Origin of the sequence: Mesorhizobium sp. M1217, assembly GCF_040318275.1 — a bacterium.
Lineage (GTDB): Bacteria > Pseudomonadota > Alphaproteobacteria > Rhizobiales > Rhizobiaceae > Mesorhizobium.
On the sequence record NZ_JAMYMA010000002.1, the window covers coordinates 310,358 to 327,469 of the forward strand.

Annotated in this window: 11 protein-coding genes; 6 read left to right on the plus strand and 5 right to left on the minus strand. The window is 63.8% G+C overall.

The annotated features are described in order from the left end of the window. Positions 1-262: 262 nt before the first annotated feature. Entirely contained in the window at positions 263-1,624 is a 1,362-nt protein-coding gene (locus NKH37_RS04240) for a pilus assembly protein (RefSeq protein WP_023719724.1), read from the minus strand. 318 nt (positions 1,625-1,942) lie between these two features. Further along, complete coding sequence (locus NKH37_RS04245; RefSeq protein WP_353003962.1) at positions 1,943-2,812, minus strand: transglutaminase-like domain-containing protein; 870 nt, start codon at positions 2,810-2,812, stop codon at positions 1,943-1,945. 177 nt (positions 2,813-2,989) lie between these two features. On the opposite strand from NKH37_RS04245, the gene NKH37_RS04250 reads away from it, so the two are divergent. Next, entirely contained in the window at positions 2,990-3,661 is a 672-nt protein-coding gene (locus NKH37_RS04250) for an HAD-IA family hydrolase (RefSeq protein WP_023719726.1), read from the plus strand. Between the two features lie 33 nt (positions 3,662-3,694). On the opposite strand, the gene NKH37_RS04255 is transcribed toward NKH37_RS04250, so the two are convergent. Further along, positions 3,695-3,907 (minus strand): DUF1674 domain-containing protein, encoded by a 213-nt coding sequence (locus NKH37_RS04255; protein ID WP_353003963.1) that lies wholly within the window; start codon positions 3,905-3,907, stop codon positions 3,695-3,697. A gap of 116 nt (positions 3,908-4,023) precedes the next feature. Here NKH37_RS04255 and htpX point away from each other — a divergent pair, with 116 nt between their 5' ends. The 4 genes from htpX (at position 4,024) to purH (ending at position 10,015) form a co-directional block, all read left to right on the plus strand. Next, complete coding sequence (gene htpX, locus NKH37_RS04260) at positions 4,024-5,040, plus strand: zinc metalloprotease HtpX (RefSeq protein WP_353040813.1); 1,017 nt, start codon at positions 4,024-4,026, stop codon at positions 5,038-5,040. Beyond that, complete coding sequence (locus NKH37_RS04265) at positions 5,037-6,419, plus strand: RsmB/NOP family class I SAM-dependent RNA methyltransferase (protein WP_353040815.1); 1,383 nt, start codon at positions 5,037-5,039, stop codon at positions 6,417-6,419. The genes htpX and NKH37_RS04265 overlap by 4 nt, the downstream gene beginning before the upstream one ends. Before the next feature lie 146 nt (positions 6,420-6,565). Next, positions 6,566-8,314: a heparinase II/III family protein gene (locus tag NKH37_RS04270; protein ID WP_352480969.1), complete on the plus strand. Its 1,749-nt coding sequence runs from the start codon at positions 6,566-6,568 to the stop codon at positions 8,312-8,314. Positions 8,315-8,398: 84 nt separating this feature from the next. After that, on the plus strand, positions 8,399-10,015 hold the full coding sequence (gene purH / locus NKH37_RS04275) for a bifunctional phosphoribosylaminoimidazolecarboxamide formyltransferase/IMP cyclohydrolase (RefSeq protein WP_352480970.1): 1,617 nt from the start codon (positions 8,399-8,401) through the stop codon (positions 10,013-10,015). Positions 10,016-10,050: 35 nt separating this feature from the next. Here the strand turns inward: purH and NKH37_RS04280 are convergent, their stop codons facing one another. Beyond that, on the minus strand, positions 10,051-11,427 hold the full coding sequence (locus tag NKH37_RS04280) for an MFS transporter (RefSeq protein WP_353003966.1): 1,377 nt from the start codon (positions 11,425-11,427) through the stop codon (positions 10,051-10,053). A 185-nt stretch (positions 11,428-11,612) separates the two neighbouring features. Then, positions 11,613-16,397, minus strand: coding sequence for an NAD-glutamate dehydrogenase (locus NKH37_RS04285; RefSeq protein WP_353003968.1), 4,785 nt, complete (start codon positions 16,395-16,397; stop codon positions 11,613-11,615). Between the two features lie 134 nt (positions 16,398-16,531). Here NKH37_RS04285 and NKH37_RS04290 point away from each other — a divergent pair, with 134 nt between their 5' ends. Further along, a complete protein-coding gene (locus NKH37_RS04290) occupies positions 16,532-17,095 on the plus strand; it encodes a peroxidase-related enzyme (RefSeq protein ID WP_023719735.1) in 564 nt (187 codons plus the stop codon). Positions 17,096-17,112: the final 17 nt, after the last annotated feature.

The window sequence follows — 17,112 nt, forward strand, 5'->3', positions numbered from 1 at the left end:
CCGCGCCTTGCCATTTCCCGGGTGACACCCCATCATGGGGGAGTGTTCAACAAATCGAAAGGAGGTGATCCGATGTCGAGTGATTTCGTTTTCCAGAACGTGGCCTCAGCGGATTGCACTTTCGGGAAGCAGTCTTCCCGTTAAGGCGCGAGATGCGCGGCTGGCGACCAGTGTCGCCGCCAGGAGCCGCGCCATGGACGGAAACACGGAAGGCCGCCGACTTCGCAAGAAGCGGCGGCCTTTTCCTTTGGGCTGTTGTCCCCTATCTGGTTACGGTCAACATCTCGACGTTGCGCGCTATATCCTGGAAAGCCTGGTTGAGTTCGGTTCCATTGGCCGCCTGATAAAAGTGCTTGATCTTGGCGGTGTCCGGGCTGGCGCAATCCTGGAGCGTCGCCTTGGCATTCGTTTCGTTTAGGTCAAACCCAATGGTGAATATCTCAATGCCCTTGTTGCGCATGGCAGCGCAGAGTGTCTTGGCGGCCGTGCGGGTCGGCTCCTTACCGGCGTCATTGTAAACGTCGCTCACCGTGCTCGCATCGAAGTAGGATAGGTTGAATTCGCCGTCGGTCATCAGGATCGCGATTTTGGCGACCTTTTTTGGATCCATCTTGGCCGGCCGTTGCGAAGTCCTCATGATGCTACCCCAGTTCTCCGACAGCATGTACCAGGTCCACTGCACGCCGATATGGCCGGCGGTGCCGCCGGATGCGACGAAATTCTTGATGACCGTCTTGAGCGCCGTCGCATCCGCCGTCAGCGGCATCAGCGTGGCGGCCGGGCAGGCGGCGGTGCCGGTTTGCCAAGCGAAGGACGACAGCAGGTAGTCGCGGTTGACCATGCTGGCGTCGGGGCCCGCGTCCGAATATTGATAGATCCCCTTGCGTTCGGTGGCGCAATTGTCCGGACGGATGAAGCCCGAGATATATTGCACGGCGTCATTGGCCGGCGCCTGTTTGCGTTGGCTGGTGCTGGTTTCCACATAGACGCTGCTGGGCGCAAGTGTACCCGCATTCACCGAATTTGCGTAAGGCACGATGGCAACCCGCACTCGTGGCTTGGAGGGGTCCTGACCGCCCAGGAAACTGTCGACGGCATTCGCCGCAGCCGTCCGCAGATCGATGATTTTCTGGCCGGCCATCGACCCGGTCACATCGAGCATCATTGCGACTTCGATCTGCTTGTCCGAATAGAGCGCCATCGTCGATGCGGGAACGCTTTGCATGCCACTCGTGCCGAAAAGCGGGAAATAGTAGCTGACATTGACATGGACATCCGCCTGAACCGTGTTTGCAGTCCGGTCGACGGTCAGCTTGTCGAGAACGATCTGGTTGTCCTGCAGGATACCCGCCGTGCTGTTGGCATCGAGAAAGGCCTGCACCGATTTGCTGGCGTCGGCCTCGCTGATGACGCCGGTTGTCAGGTCGCGCGCCGTCGAGGTGACCGCAGCGTCGACGACGCCTTGCAGGCTCGATTTCACATTGTAGAGTTGGGACACGTTGACGGCAAAGCCGACACTCAGCGCCAGCACCGAGCTGATTATACCAAACAGCACCGCGAAATTTCCGCTGCGATCCCCGGCAAAGCCGCCGATCGCCTGAACAAGACCCCCGAAACGCTGCATTCCTTCCGCCTCCATCGCCACAGCCTGCAGCTGTCCGAAGGCGCATTGCAGGAATCCGGCCGGATCGCGCCGCCAGGCGCGAGAAAGCGAGCGGCTCTCGCTCAGGCCATTGTTTCCAAACGGTTTCAAGCGACGGCAAGGTAAACAGCCGGTAAATGAAAGTCGCGTCAGCGCGGCTTTGTTGACAAAGCGCTTACCATGATCAGGCTCGCAATTCAGGACGACTGGACTGCGTCCCAATCCGGTACAGACGAGATGTATCGAACCGGTTCAGCACGACCGCGGTAGCGGGAGATGGAAATCTGGACTGTGAAAGGACTATGCCAGCATCCGTGCGCTGACGGTCTTGTCGACGCCGCGATAGGGCGGCTTGAAGAGATTGCCTTCCTGCTCGTGCGTCCAGACCTTGAACCGGCTGAGTCGATGCGGGCCGAAACTATGCAGCAGCGGCACGTCGGTGGCGTCACGGCCGCGCGCTATGACGACGCGGCCGATCCTCGGCACATTGTGGCGAGGATCGAACGTGTACCATCTGCCGCCGAGGAACACTTCCACCCACGCCGAGAAATCCATCGGCGCCGGATCGGCGGGCACGCCGATATCGCCGAGATAGCCGTTCACGTAACGGGCCGGGATATTCATGCAGCGGCACAGCGTGATCGCCAGATGGGCAAAGTCGCGGCAGACGCCGACGCGCTCCTCATGCGCCTGCGCCGCCGTGCGGGTCGGGCGCGCATAGCCGTAGCCAAAGGACAGGCGGTTGTGGACATAGTCGACGATCGCCTGCACCCGCGCCCAACCCGGCGGAAGCTGGCCGAAAAGTTGCCAGGCGAGATCGCTGAGATGATCGGTCTCGCAGTAACGGCTGCCAAGCAGATAGCCGAGCACCTCGTCCGGCAATTCCGCGACCGGGACTTCCCCGGCCAGCGTGTTGACCTCGTCCGTCTCGCCACCGTCCTCGATCACCGCGTCATAGAGGATGCGAAAGCTTCCTGCCGGCGCCGTGAAGCGGCGGCAGCTATTGCCGAAAAGATCGTGGTAGACCCTGGTCGGCACGGATGGCGACGTCAGTACGCGCGTCTGCCGCTTGATGTCTGTCTGACGATCCCCGTGGATGTCGAGCAATGAAACGACCGGCGTTGGTGCAACGCATTCAATGCCAATTTCATAGCCGAGCCGAATCAGCATCGCCCTCCCCTGCGATCGTCATGGAAGATAGTGCTGGTCAACGCAGGAGAGTGCGCGCGGTTCCTTGCGAACGTCGAAAACGAGGTCTCGCGGCTTCCCATACGGACGCGGCAACGTTACGGTCGATCGATATGCTCCCTTCGAAATAATCCTTCCAAGATGACCCCGGGAAAACCGATGTTTGCAGGCAGAAAATTCGCGGCCTTCCTGTTCGATATGGACGGCACGATTCTCAATTCGATTGCCGCGGCGGAAAGGGTCTGGGCAGCCTGGGCGCACCGGCAAGGTCTTGACGTCGCTGCATTCCTGCCGACCATCCACGGCGTGCGGGCGATCGAGACCATCGGCCGGCTGGCGCTCCCAGGGATCGATCCTGCCCGCGAAGCCGATGCGCTTTTGCAGGCCGAAGCAGCCGACGTCGAAGGCATCCACCCGATTACCGGCGCCGCGGCATTCCTGGCGTCGCTGCCGCCCGGGAGCTGGGCGATCGCCACTTCGGCGCCCCGTGAACTCGCTCTGCTGCGCCTGCAGGCCGCCGGCATTCCGGCTCCCGCCGTGATCGTTGCGGCAGAGGATGTCTCCCGCGGCAAGCCGGCGCCCGACTGCTTCCGGCTGGCGGCCGAACGGCTCGGCGTCGACGTGCGCGATTGCCTCGTCTTCGAAGACGCACCGGCAGGCATAGCAGCAGCCGAGGCCGCGGGCGCCGCGGTCGTCGTGATCAGCGCCACGCACCGGCATCCGTTGGAGACGCCGCATGCCGCCATCGCCGGCTATGACGCGATCGGCGTCGCCGTCGATGCCAGCGGCTGGATTGCCATCGAAGCGGAGCGGGCCGCCCAGCCTGCTTAGCTGGTACCCTGCTTAGCCAGCACCCTGCCTGGGCTAAAAGTCGCTGGTCAGGCCCTTGACCTCCCAGTCGCCGTAGCGGCCGGGTTCCTTGCCGCCGCGCCCACCGATCTCCCTCGGCAGCGTGGCTTCCTTCTCGTGATATTGCTCCCGCCGGGCCTCGGCCTCGGCCAAGGCGCGCCGGGCTGCCGGCGTCAGTGGCTTGTGCGGCGAGCCGTTAGCATGCGTTTGGCTGGTTTTGTCGATCATGCGATCTTCCGCTAGATTGAAACAGGCCCCGATTGAAACGGGAACCGCTGTTTCCCATCATATAGCGATGGGCCCACAAGGATCGACCCCCTTGTTGGGCCAGAACGGAGCAGACGATGAACACCCTTCGCACCGCCATGCTTTTGGCCGCAATGACGGCCCTGTTCATGGGTGTCGGCTATCTGGTCGGCGGATCCGGCGGCATGATGATCGCCTTGCTGATCGCCGCCGGCACCAATTTGTTCAGCTATTGGAACGCCGACAAGATGGTGCTGTCGATGCACCGTGCGATCGAGGTCAACGAAAGCAACGCGCCCGAATATTACGCCATCGTGAAGGGTCTCGCGCAACGCGCCGGCCTGCCGATGCCGAGAACCTATCTCATCGACAATCCTCAGCCCAATGCCTTCGCCACCGGCCGCAATCCGCAAAATGCCGCTGTCGCCGCCAGCACCGGCCTGCTCGAGCAGCTCTCACATGAAGAAGTCGCGGCGGTGATGGCGCATGAGCTTGCCCATGTGCAGCACCGCGACACGCTGACCATGACGATCGTCGCGACCTTTGCCGGCGCAATTTCGATGCTCGGCAATTTCGCTTTCTTCTTCGGCGGCAACCGCGACAACAACAATTCCTTCGGCATCGTCGGCGTGCTGGTGGCGATGATCGTCGCGCCCCTGGCCGCCATGATCGTGCAGATGGCGGTGAGCCGCACCCGCGAATACGAGGCCGACCGGCGCGGGGCCGAAATCTGTGGACACCCGCTGTGGCTCGCCTCGGCACTTGACAAGATCGCGCGGGGCGCCGAACGCATCCGCAACCCGGATGCCGAGCGCAATCCGGCAACCGCCCATCTCTTCATCATCAATCCTCTTTCCGGCGAGCGCATGGACAGTTTGTTTTCCACTCACCCGAGCACAGAAAACCGCATCGCCGCATTGCAGAGGATGGCGAGCGAGATGGCCGGCGCACCCGAAGCGGCCGCGACGCCAAAGCCGGCGCCGGAAGGGACCGGGCAGCAGCCGTCGGGTCCGTGGGACAGGGCCGCCCGGCCCGAGAGGCCGCCTGAGCCGGCCAAGCCGAGACCCAATCCCTGGGGACGCAATCCGACCGGACCCAAAGGTCCGGGGTCGTGAGCGCAGCACAACGCCGGCACGCAATTCCAGGTGATCGCGAGCACAATTCGGGCAGCGAGGCCGTAGCCGGTCTCGCCGCGCGCAAGGCAGCCGCGCGCCTGCTTGCCGCCGTCATCGACGCGAGGACGCCGCTCGACGGGCTGACCGACCATGAAAACGGCCATCCGCAATACAAGGCGCTCGACCTGCGCGACCGCGCCCTGGTACGCGCCATTCTGGTCACCGCCCTGCGCTACCGCATGACCATATCAGGCCTTTTGGCCCGCCGCCTGGAAAAGCCGCTGCCGCCCAACGCCACTGCGCTTTCGCACATCTTGCATGTAGCGGCGGCACAGATCCTGTTCCTCGATGTTCCCGACAGCGCCGCCGTCGACCTCGCCGTCACCCACGCCAAGTCCGATCCGCGCACGGCGCGCTTTTCCGGCCTCGTCAACGGCGTGCTGCGTACGCTGGCGCGGTCCAAGCAGGACGAGCTCGCGACCGCAATTGCCGCAACCGACGAGGCACCAAAATGGTTTTCCGACCGTTTGAAAACGGTCTACGGCCTCGACAAGGCCAGGCAGATACTGCTCGCCCACCGCCATGAGGCGCCGGTCGACTTCTCGGTCAAGTCGGACCCGGCGCTGTGGGCCGAACGGCTCGGCGGCTTCGTCTTACCGACCGGCACGGTGCGGGTCGAGAAGCTCAGCGCTTCCGTGACCGAACTGCCCGGCTTTGGGGAAGGCGCCTGGTGGGTTCAGGATGCAGCGGCCAGCCTGCCGGCCCGGCTGTTCGGCGACATCAATTGTTTGCGAATCGCCGACCTCTGCGCCGCGCCGGGCGGCAAGACCGCCCAGCTGATCCTCGCCGGCGCCCATGTCACTGCGCTCGACATGTCCAGAACGCGGCTGGCACGGCTGACGCAGAACCTCGAAAGGCTCGGCTTGGCCGCGGAGATCGTCGAGGCCGATCTGCTCAAATACGAGCCGAAGAACCGCTTCGACGCCGTCCTCCTCGACGCACCTTGCTCTTCGACCGGCACGGTGCGGCGGCATCCCGACGTTCCCTGGACGAAGACGGCGGTCGACGTCGAAAAATTGGCCGACCTGCAACGCCGGCTGCTTGCCCGCGCCATCACCTTGGTCAAGCCTGGCGGTCGCATCGTCTTTTCCAACTGTTCGCTCGATCCGCTGGAAGGCGAAGAGCTCTATCGCGACTTTCTCGCCGGCAATGCGGAGATCATCGACGACCCGCTTCGGCCGGGCGAGATTGCCGGCATCGACCCATTCCTGACGCCGCAAGGCACGTTGCGCACCACGCCTGCCGATCTGGAGCTTGGCTCACCGGCGCGTTCCGGGCTGGACGGTTTCTTTGCCGCCCGCATGCGCAGAGCCGGCTAAGGGCCGATCTTGAAGCGCCATCCGACTTCTTGGGGCGAGGAGGCATGGAAAACAGGCTGAACGGCCCCACTGCCGCGGAATTCGCCTTCGCACAAGTTCTTGAATCATATAAACTTGTGCTTGGGTGAGGACGATCAGGAGGGGTTTTGGCAATCGCTGCCGGTAACACGACGCGTCTGTGGACGCTTGTCGCGAGGGAGTTCTGGCGCAAGACGCGCCGACGCTTGCGTGCCGGGCCACTCTATCGCTGGCGTTACTCCGGCCGCACGCCGGAGCGCGTCCTGATTGCCCCGCCGGACCTGCGACTCGCCGATCCTCAGATCGCACTCGAGATCTATTACGGCCGCTATCCGCTTTCGGGGCATCTGGTCGAGACCGGCGGCAAATCGCCCTTCCAGATCGACGTGCCCAATCCCGGCTGGCAAAAGACGCTGCACGGCTTTCGCTGGCTGCGCCATATGCGTGCCGCGGGTACGGAACTCGCCGCCGCCAACGCGCGGGCGTTGGTTTCCGACTGGATTGCAATCCATGGCAGCCATATTTCCGGCGTCGCCTGGGAGCCCGGCACGACGGCCAAGCGTGTCATTGCCTGGCTGCAGCATTCCTCGATCGTGTTGCAGGGCGCCGAGTTTCCGTTCTACCGTGCGTTCCTGAAATCGCTTGCCGTCCAGATCCGCTATCTGCGCGCCATGGTGCGCGAGATGCCGGACGGCAAGGACAGGCTGCGCGCCCGCATTGCGCTGGCCTTTGCCGCTTTGTCGCTGCCGGCGCCGGCCTCGGCGCTGCGCGGTGCCACCCGCAATCTCGCCGAGGAGCTCGACCGCCAGATCCTGCCTGACGGCGGCCATATCTCGCGTAATCCGATGACCGTGCTTGAAATCCTCGCCGACCTTCTGCCGTTGCGCCAGACATACGCCAATCAGGCCGAGACACCGCCGGCCGCCCTGATCGGCGCCATCGACCGGATGCTGCCGGCACTGCGCTTCTTTCGCCATCAGGATGGCAGCCTTGCCCGCTTCAACGGCATGGGCGCCACCATCCACGACCGCATCGCCAGCATCCTGCATCACGACGACACCGCCGGCGCACCACTGCTGCACGCGCCGCATTCGGGTTATGAGCGCCTGTCGATGGGTGGTGTCACGGTGATCGCCGATACCGGCCCGCCGCCGCCCGTCGACGTGTCCAATGCTGCTCACGCCGGATGCCTCGCCTTCGAATTGTCGTCGGGCCGCCAGCATTATATCGTCAATGCCGGCATAGACACCTATGGTGCCGCCGAGTTCCGGCCGCTTGCCCGCGCCACCGCCGCCCACTCCACCGCTACCATCAACGACACGTCGTCGGCGCGCTTCAACCACTCCTTGCGCGTCAACGACCTGCTCGGCACGCCTTTGATAGGCGGGCCGCAGCATGTGCCTTGCAAGCGCACCGACCAGAAGGGCAGCCAGGGCTTCATCGCCCGCCATGACGGCTATGTGGCGCGCTTCGGCTTCCTGCATGAGCGCGAGCTGAAATTGTCGACCGAGGGCAATGTGCTTGCCGGCAGGGACCGCTTCCTGCGGCCGGGCGGCGCTTCTATCCGCAACAATGGCCGTGATTTCGTTACAGTGCGTTTCCATGTCCATCCCGACATAAACGTGCTCCAGGATGAGCATGACCGTCTGGTGCTGACCGCCGACCACGCCGACACCTGGGTGTTTACCTCCACCGAAGTGGCACCCGAGGTCGAGGAATCGATCTATTTCGCCGGGCTTGGCGGCCCACGCCGCAGCCGCCAGATCGTGCTTGCCTTCAAGGCCTCGGAGATTCCCGAGGTCCATTGGCAATTAACGCGGACAATTATCGCCGGCCGTCAGGAAAAAGCTGAAGCTGGTGGCAACGGCAGACACTGATCAAGCCTTGCGGCTTGATTTCCGGGCCTCATATGCTACGGCCCGCGGACGCTCTCCAACCACACGTGGAAAGGCCGCCAGCCCATGGCCGTCGCCGCCAAGAATATTCCCGCGCCCGACCTTGTACCCATCCGTCGCGCGCTGCTCTCCGTCTTCGACAAGACCGGCCTGATCGATTTCGCCAGGGCGCTGGCTTCGGCCGGCGTCGAGCTGGTCTCGACCGGCGGCACGGCAAAGGCCCTCGCCGATGCGGGCATGGCGGTGCGCGACGTATCCGAGCTCACCGGCTTTCCCGAGATCATGGACGGGCGCGTCAAGACGCTGCACCCGTCGGTGCATGGTGCACTGCTTGGCGTGCGCGACGATCCAGAGCACGCCGCGGCGATGCGCGACCACGGCATCGAGCCGATCGATCTCGTCGTCTCCAATCTTTATCCGTTCGAAGAGGTGCGCCGCTCCGGCGCCGACTACGCGGCGATCGTCGAGAACATCGACATCGGCGGCCCGGCGATGATCCGTGCCTCTGCCAAGAACCACGCTTATGTCGGCATCGTCACCGACCCTGACGACTATGCCTCGGTGCTCAACGCGCTGGAGATGAATTTCGGCTCGTTGTCGCTGGATTTCCGCAAGAAGTTGGCAGCCAAGGCCTTTGCCCGCACCGCCAGCTACGATGCGGCGATCTCGGGATGGTTCGCCGAGGCGCTGGAGATCGAGCATCCGACATGGCGCGCCTTCGGCGGCAGGCTGCAGTCGGTGATGCGCTACGGCGAAAACCCGCATCAGGGCGCCGGCTTCTATGTCAACGGCGACAGGCGGCCGGGCGTCGCCACGGCACGCCAGCTTCAGGGCAAGCAGCTTTCCTACAACAACATCAACGATACCGACGCCGCCTTCGAGCTGGTCGGCGAGTTCGATCCGACCCGCTCCGCAGCGGTAGCCATCATCAAGCACGCCAACCCGTGCGGCGTCGCCGAAGGCGCTTCGCTGCAAGCGGCCTATGCCAAGGCGCTGGCCTGCGACCCTGTCTCGGCCTACGGCGGCATCGTCGCCATGAACCGTATCCTCGATGCCGCAGCCGCCGAAGAGATCGTCAAGACCTTTACCGAAGTGATCATCGCACCGGAGGCGTCCGATGATGCAATCCGCATCATTGGCGTCAAGAAGAATCTACGCCTGCTGGTCACCGGCGGCCTGCCCGACCCGCGCGCGGCGGGCCTTGGCTTGAAATCGGTTGCTGGCGGCTTGCTCGTCCAGGGCCGCGACAATGCGGTGGTGGATGACCTCGAGCTGAAGGTGGTGACCCGGCGCGCTCCGACGCCGGCCGAAATGGCCAATCTGAAATTCGCCTTTCGCGTGGCAAAGCACGTCAAGTCGAACGCGATCGTCTATGCCAGGGACGGCGCCACCGTCGGCATCGGCGCCGGCCAGATGAGCCGTGTCGATTCCTCGCGCATCGCCGCGCGCAAGGCGCTCGACGCGGCCGACGCTGCCGGTCTGACGGAGCCTTTGACCAAGGGCTCGGTCGTCGCCTCGGATGCCTTTTTCCCGTTCGCGGATGGGCTTTTGTCGGCAATCGAAGCCGGCGCCACCGCCGTCATCCAGCCCGGCGGCTCGATGCGCGACGACGACGTCATCGCCGCCGCCGACGCTCACGGCATTGCCATGGTCTTCACCGGAGTGAGGCACTTCCGGCATTGAACTCCCTCCCCCCTGTGGGAGAAGGGAAGAGCAGCTCACTCCGCCGGCCGATCCGCCGGATAGGGCGTGCCGATCAGGATCGCCATGCCTGCGCCGAGGAACAGCACGATCGCCGCCATTCCGAGCCGCGCCGAGCCGCTGGCCAGGGTGATCGTGGCCACCATGAAGGGCGCTGCAAAACTTGTTGCCCGACCGGCCAGCGCATAGATGCCGAAATAGCGGCCGGATTCGGCTGCGGAGACGCTGCGCGCCATGTAGGAGCGCGACGATGCCTGCACCGGCCCGAAGGCAAGCCCGATCAGCAGGCCGTAGAAAATGTAGGCTTTTTCCGCCGCCGTGCCGAACAGTCCGCCGCCGTCCAGTCCGGGCATCACCCAGGCGCCGAACAGCGTATAGCCCGGGCCGGTCGAGACGATGCCGATCGTGGCAATGCTCAGCATGACCAGCGAAATCATCACTATGGTCTTGGAACCCAGTGCAGTGTCGAGGCGTGCGGCAACCACGCAGCCGACGACGGCAACGACGTTGAGGATGATGCCGAACAGGCCGATCTCTGTGATCGACCAATGGAACATTGCCGCCGCAAACGTTCCGCCCAGCGCCAGCAGCGCGTTGACGCCGTCCTGATAGATCATGCGGGCGACGAGAAAGCGAAAAATACCGCTGCGCTTGCTTACTTCGGCTAGCGTCGACTTCAGTTCCGACAGGCCCTCGCGCACCGCCGGCCCGATTGGAATGCCTTTGATCGCATCAGGCGTGAAAAAGAACATCGGCAGGATGAACAGGAAATACCAGGCCGCCGACAACGGTCCGGTGGCGCGCGCGTCCTCGCCGAGCCTGGGGTCAAGGCCGAAGATCGGGTCGAGCCCGACGACGGTCTTGCCGGTTTCAGGCGAGCCGGCCATGACGGTAACGACGAAGATTAGCGCGATCATGCCACCGAGATAGCCGAGCCCCCAAGCCATGTTCGAGATCCTGCCGATGTCGCTCTTCGGCACCAGGCGCGGCATCATCGAGTCATTGAACACGGTCGAGAATTCAGCCGCGACCGATGCCAGCGAGAACAACGCCACGACCAGAAAAAGGTTGGAGCCGGGCGCGGCGAACCACAGCAAGGTGAGGCTGGTGATCTTGACCGCGGCGAAGAAGGCTATCCACGGTTTGCGTGGTCCGGTCTGATCGGCGATCGAGCCGAGGATCGGCGACAAAACGGCGATGACGAGGCCGGCGGCGGCAATGCCGTAGCCCCAGGCCGCTTGCCCCGTCTCCGGATTGCTGGCCATGCGCGAGACGAAATAAGGACCGAAGATGAAGGTGGTGACGACCGTGAAGAACGGCTGGGCCGCCCAGTCGAACAGCATCCATCCCCAGATGCCGCGTCCCGACGCACGCTGCACTGCGATCTCAGCCATGTCCCCTCCGCTGGAGCTTGCTCCGTGCCGATCGAATCGGCATGATGCTCCGTCTTGTTGTTGAGCACGATCTTGTCCAAAAGCCGATCGTTACGTTCGCGATCATGCTCCGGCGCCCCAAAGCAGCGCGCCGTTCGCTCTATAGCGCAGTTCTTCCCGGCAATACCGCGCGATGTGAAGACGTCTCACAGCGCCGTCAGATCACTCATCAGGCCGGACGCCACCGACAGCCGGGACACGGTGATGTCGCCGCCCTCGGTCAGAGCCTGCAGCCGCTCGCGGATGCGTCCGACCCGTTCGCCGCCGGCCTCCAGCCATGCTGTCACCGGATCCGCCGCCTCGGCATGACTGGTGAGTGCCGCCACGGCGATGCCGCGCCTGGCCGCGCCGATCGTGTCGGTGGCGCGGAAAAGCGCCAGTTGATCATAATAATCCGAGGGCGTGATCGAGCGCGCCGCATCTTCGACGCGCGGGATGCGGAAGACATCGCTGACTGCAAAAAACGCCTTGGCGGCAGCGACGATGCTGGCATTTGCCGTCCGCGCCGTCAGCGCAATGTCGGGGATGAGCTCCGCCACATCGGTCAACGCCAGTTGCTCGGCAAGGCTCTCGGGCGCGCCGCCCTTCGACAGGCCGTGCCGCCGCTCCTCGATCCGCTCGCGAGAGAAGGCCGGCAGCAGCGAAACGAGCTTCGGCTCCAGCGCCTTGCGCGCATCCTGCAACTCGGCGATCCGCTGCCCGAGCGGTGCGGTGCCGGTATCGTTCTTCAGGTACCAGCCGCTGGTCACATAGATCAGCCGGCTGACCGCCTGATAGAGGTCGAGCTGGATCTGTCCGTCGATCTGGTTGTCGAGCGCGTCGATCTGCCGGTAGAGCGCCGGCAGCGCAAAGCCATCCCGCACCACGGCGAAGGTGCGCACGACATCGGCGGCACTGCGGCCAGTCGCTTCCTGCAGCCTGTTGACGAAGGACGGGCCGCCGCGATTGACCAGATCATTGGCGACGACACGGGCGATGATCTCGCGGCGCAGCCGATGGCCGTGGATTTCTCCCGCATATTTCTTCGCCATGCGATCGGGGAAATAGCCCATCAGATCACGGTCGAAATGCGGATCGTCCGGCACGTCGCTGGCGACGATATCGGAAAACAGCACGATCTTGGCATAGGCGAGCAGCACGCCGAGCTCGGCCCGGGTCAGCGGCTCACCGCGCGTCTCGCGCTCGGCAAAGGCCGCCGGCGACGGCAGCGCCTCGACGGCACGGTCGAGCAGTCCGCGCGCCTCCAGCGCCGCCATGAAGCGGCTCTGATGGGCGATGTCGGCGAGCCCGCGCTTACGGGCAAGGGACAGCGCCAGCGTCTGCTGGTAATTGTTGGACAGCACCAGGGCGCTGACCTCATCGGTCATCTCGGCCAGCAATTTGTTGCGCGCCGGCCGGGTCAGCGATCCCTTGCGCATGGCGGAAGCCAGCGCGATCTTGATGTTGACCTCGACGTCGGAGCAATTCACGCCGCCCGAATTGTCGATCGCATCTGAGTTGCAGCGGCCGCCATTCAATCCGAATTCGATGCGCGCCCGCTGCGTGACGCCGAGATTGGCCCCCTCACCGATGACCTTGGCACGCAAGTCGAGCGCGGTGATGCGGATCGCGTCATTGGCACGGTCGCCGACGTCCTGGTTGGTCTCGCCCGATGCCCTGACATAGGTGCCGATGCCGCCAAACCACAAAAGGTCTGCCGGCGCCTTGAGAATGGCACTCATGATCTCGACTGGCGTGGCCGTTGTCTTGCCGAGGCCGATCGCCGCAGCCGCGGGCGCCGGCAAGGTGATCGACTTCTGGCTGCGCGAGACGATGATGCCGCCCTCCGACAGCTTCGTCTTGTCGTAATCCTGCCAGCTTGAACGGGCGAGAGCGAACATACGCCGGCGCTCGGCCATCGAAGCCGCCATGTCGGGATCGGGATCGATGAAGATGTCGCGATGATCAAAGGCGGCGATCAGCCGGGTCTGCTCCGACAGCAGCATGCCGTTGCCGAACACGTCGCCCGACATGTCGCCGACGCCGACGACAGTGAACGGCGTGGTTTGGATGTCGCGGTTCATCTCGCGGAAATGCCGCTTGACTGCTTCCCAGGCGCCCTTCGCGGTGATGCCCATCTTCTTGTGGTCGTATCCGGCCGAACCGCCGCTGGCGAAAGCGTCGTCGAGCCAGAAGCCGTGCCTTTCGCTTATGGCGTTGGCGGTGTCCGAGAAGGTCGCCGTTCCCTTGTCCGCGGCGACGACGAAATACGGATCATCCTGATCGCGCCGCACCACGCCGGCTGGCGGGATGACGCCGTCCAGGCCGATATTGTCGGTGATCGACAACAGGCTGGAAACGTAATTCTTGTAGGCGGCCGTGCCGGCCTCGAAAATGGCGTCGCGCCCGGCGCTCATCGGCAGCTTTTTCGGGTAGAAGCCGCCCTTGGCGCCAACGGGCACGATCACCGCATTCTTGACCTGCTGTGCCTTGACCAGGCCGAGCACCTCGGTGCGATAGTCCTGGGCACGGTCCGACCAGCGCAGGCCGCCGCGCGCGACCGGGCCGAAGCGCAGATGCACGCCCTCGACCTCGGAGCCGTAGACGAAGATCTCGCGCCATGGCCGCGGCGCCGGCAGCCCGTCGACCGATTGCGAATCGAGCTTGATCGCCAGTGATTGGCCCTTCTCTTTCGTATCGGCAACGAAATGATTGGTGCGCAGCGAGGCTTCGATCAGGTTCAGATAACGGCGGATGATGGTGTCGTCGTCGATGTTGGGAACGTCTTCCAGCGCATCCGTGATCTTGGCCTTCAGATGTTTGGCCTGAACGACGCCTTCCGTCTCAGCCGTCGGGCCGAGGCGGGCGACGAACAGCGCATGCAGTCCGCGGGCGATCTCGGAATAGCGGTTGAGTGCGGCGGCGATGAAATCCTGGCTCTGCGGGATACCGGCCTGCTGCAGATAGCGGCCATAGGCGCGCAGGACGGTGATCTCGCCCGACCACAGGCCTGCGGTCTGGGCGAGGCCGTTATAGCCGTCATTGTCGACATTGCCGCGCCAGACGGAAAGGAACGCGTCCTCGAACAGCGCGCCGCCATTGCCGAGGTCGATCGGCCTGCCGTAGCTGTTCTCAAGTTCCATATCGTGGATGAAGACCATGCCGGATTGATTGTCGCCGACCTCGAAAGTACGCTCGCTGATGACGCGAAAACCGATGTTTTCCAGCACGGGCACGCGCCGCGACAGCGCCACCGGGCTGCCATGGTGATAGATCTTCAACGCCGCCTGATGCGGCTTCTGGACGGCGTGACGGTAATAGTCGATGGCGATCGGATTCGACGCATCGAGCCTGGCGATGCGCCCGGCATCGGCCAGCGCCACGGCCGGCGGGAAACTGTCGCGATAACTTTCCGAAAAGCGCGAGGCGATGGCCGTGAGTCTCGCTTCGGCGCCGGTCTCGGTCGCGGTCTCGCGCAGTGCATCGTCCCAGGTCCGTACGATGTCGCGAATCGCCGCCTCGATCGTCGCCTGCTCGACCTTCGGCGTCTTGCCGCCGGAGCGGCCGATGATGAAATGGACGCGCGCCAGCCCGCCTTCCGGGAAGGCCGGATAATAGGCCGACAGCCGGCCTTCGAAGACGGTCTTCAGATAGGTGCCGATCTTCTCGCGCACGACGCTGTCGTAGCGGTCGCGCGGCACGAAGACGAGCACGGAGACGAAGCGGTCGAACTGGTCGACACGCACCAATGCCCTGACGCGCGGCCGCTCGATCAAGCCCAGTATGGCTTCGGCATGCTTGCGCAGGATCGGCACCGGAACCTGGAACAACTCGTCGCGCGGATAGCTCTCCAGCACGTTGATCAATGCTTTGCCTGAGTGGTCGCCGGGATTGAAGCCGGATTTGGCAATGACGGTTTCGGCCTTCGAGCGCAGATAGGGGATTTTCATCACCGAGCGCGTATAGGCAGTCGAGGTGAACAGTCCGACGATGCGCAGCTCGCCCGAAAGCACCCCTTTGCCGGTGTAGGTCTTGACGCCGATGTAGTCGAGGTAGATGCGGCGGTGCACCGATGACTTGGCGTTGGCCTTGGTGACGATCAGCGGTTCCGGCCCATGCAGGAAGGCGCGGATTTCCGGCGTCGTGCTCACCGCTTCGGTGCCACGCCTGAGCACCAGCACGTCGGGATCGGAAAGGATGCCGAGGCCGGGCTTTTCGGCACGCTCGAGCATGCCGCTCTTCTCGCCGCCGGTGTATTTGAATTCACGCATGCCTAGAAAGGTGAAATTGTCGTCGCGCAGCCATTCGAGGAAGGCGATCGCCTCGGTGACATGGGCCTTGTCGAGCGGCACCGGCGAGTAGCGGAATTCCGAGATCGCCTGGTCGAGGCGGGCAAGCATCGGCTTCCAGTCGATGACGGCGGCGCGCACCTGACCGAGCAGCTTCGTCAGGCGTGCGGAAAGGCCTTCGGCCTGCTCGGCCGAAAGGCGGCCGATATGGACATGGATGACGCTCAGCCGGTCATGGCTGTGCTCGCCCTTGGCATAACCGCCATCGCCGAGGATTTCCTCGACGCCGTTCTTGCCGTGCCTGACCACGATGACCGGGTGGGTAACCAGCAGCGGCTCGCCGGCGCTCTCTGTAATCTCACCGAGGACGGAATCGAACAGGAACGGCATGTTGTCGTTGACGACGGTGATCACCGTCATCGGCCGGCCCTGGCGGACGACACCCGAATCGACGTCTATGGCAACGACGCAGTCGTCCTTCTTGTGCCGGGCGACAGCGCGACCGGCGAGTTCGGCAGCGCGTTCGAGATCGATGACGTCGTAGGCGGCGACATCTTCGGCCGGAGCTCGGGCCAGCAAGTAGTCGGCAAGCCTGCCGGGCTTTTCGCTGCCCTTGGCCGGACTCATCTTTTTCAACTGGCTTGCGGATTTCAGGCCGGCCATGAGCTAATTCCCTCCCGTCATGTTTTTACAACTATCGTAGCAGATGACGGGTATTTGGCGACAAAGGTTTGACGGCTTGCGACGAAATGTCGGAATTCACCGGCAGCCTGGCGGAAAACGAGGAGAAATCCCCTATGACAGACAAAATCACCGCGCTTGACCTCGCACCGGCGGAGCTGAGCGAAGCGACCAACGCCTATTTCGCCAAATGCCGGGAGAAGCTCGGCCTCGTTCCCAATGTGCTGCTCGCCTACGCCTTCGACGAGAAGAAGCTGCGCGCTTTCACCGACATGTACAATGATTTGATGCTGGGTGAATCCGGCCTGTCGAAGCTGGAGCGAGAGATGATCGCGGTGGTCGTCTCATCGGTCAACCATTGCTATTATTGCCTGGTTGCACATGGCGCGGCGGTGCGCCAGCTTTCCGGCGACCCGGCCTTCGGCGAGATGATGGTGATGAATTTTCGCGCCGCCGAGCTGTCAGACAGGCAGCGCGCCATGCTCGAATTCGCGGTGAAGCTGACCGAGCAGCCGGCAAAGATCGTCGCAGCCGACCGGGCGGCGCTGCGGCAAGTGGGCTTTTCCGACCGCGACATCTGGGATATCGCCTCGACTGCCGCGTTCTTCAACATGTCGAACCGGCTGGCATCGGCGATCGATATGCGGCCGAACGATGAATATCACGCGATGGCGCGATAGGGCACCGCGGTCGTATA

Bases quoted from the DNA above. Each gene is read 5' to 3' on its own strand.
- NKH37_RS04290 (WP_023719735.1), top strand. From the start codon at position 16,532: ATGACAGACAAAATCACCGCGCTTGACCTCGCACCGGCGGAGCTGAGC.
- htpX (WP_353040813.1), top strand. From the start codon at position 4,024: ATGAACACCCTTCGCACCGCCATGCTTTTGGCCGCAATGACGGCCCTG.
- NKH37_RS04250 (WP_023719726.1), top strand. From the start codon at position 2,990: ATGTTTGCAGGCAGAAAATTCGCGGCCTTCCTGTTCGATATGGACGGC.
- NKH37_RS04245 (WP_353003962.1), bottom strand. From the start codon at position 2,812: ATGCTGATTCGGCTCGGCTATGAAATTGGCATTGAATGCGTTGCACCA.
- NKH37_RS04240 (WP_023719724.1), bottom strand. From the start codon at position 1,624: ATGCAGCGTTTCGGGGGTCTTGTTCAGGCGATCGGCGGCTTTGCCGGG.
- NKH37_RS04285 (WP_353003968.1), bottom strand. From the start codon at position 16,397: ATGGCCGGCCTGAAATCCGCAAGCCAGTTGAAAAAGATGAGTCCGGCC.
- NKH37_RS04280 (WP_353003966.1), bottom strand. From the start codon at position 11,427: ATGGCTGAGATCGCAGTGCAGCGTGCGTCGGGACGCGGCATCTGGGGA.
- NKH37_RS04255 (WP_353003963.1), bottom strand. From the start codon at position 3,907: ATGATCGACAAAACCAGCCAAACGCATGCTAACGGCTCGCCGCACAAG.
- purH (WP_352480970.1), top strand. From the start codon at position 8,399: ATGGCCGTCGCCGCCAAGAATATTCCCGCGCCCGACCTTGTACCCATC.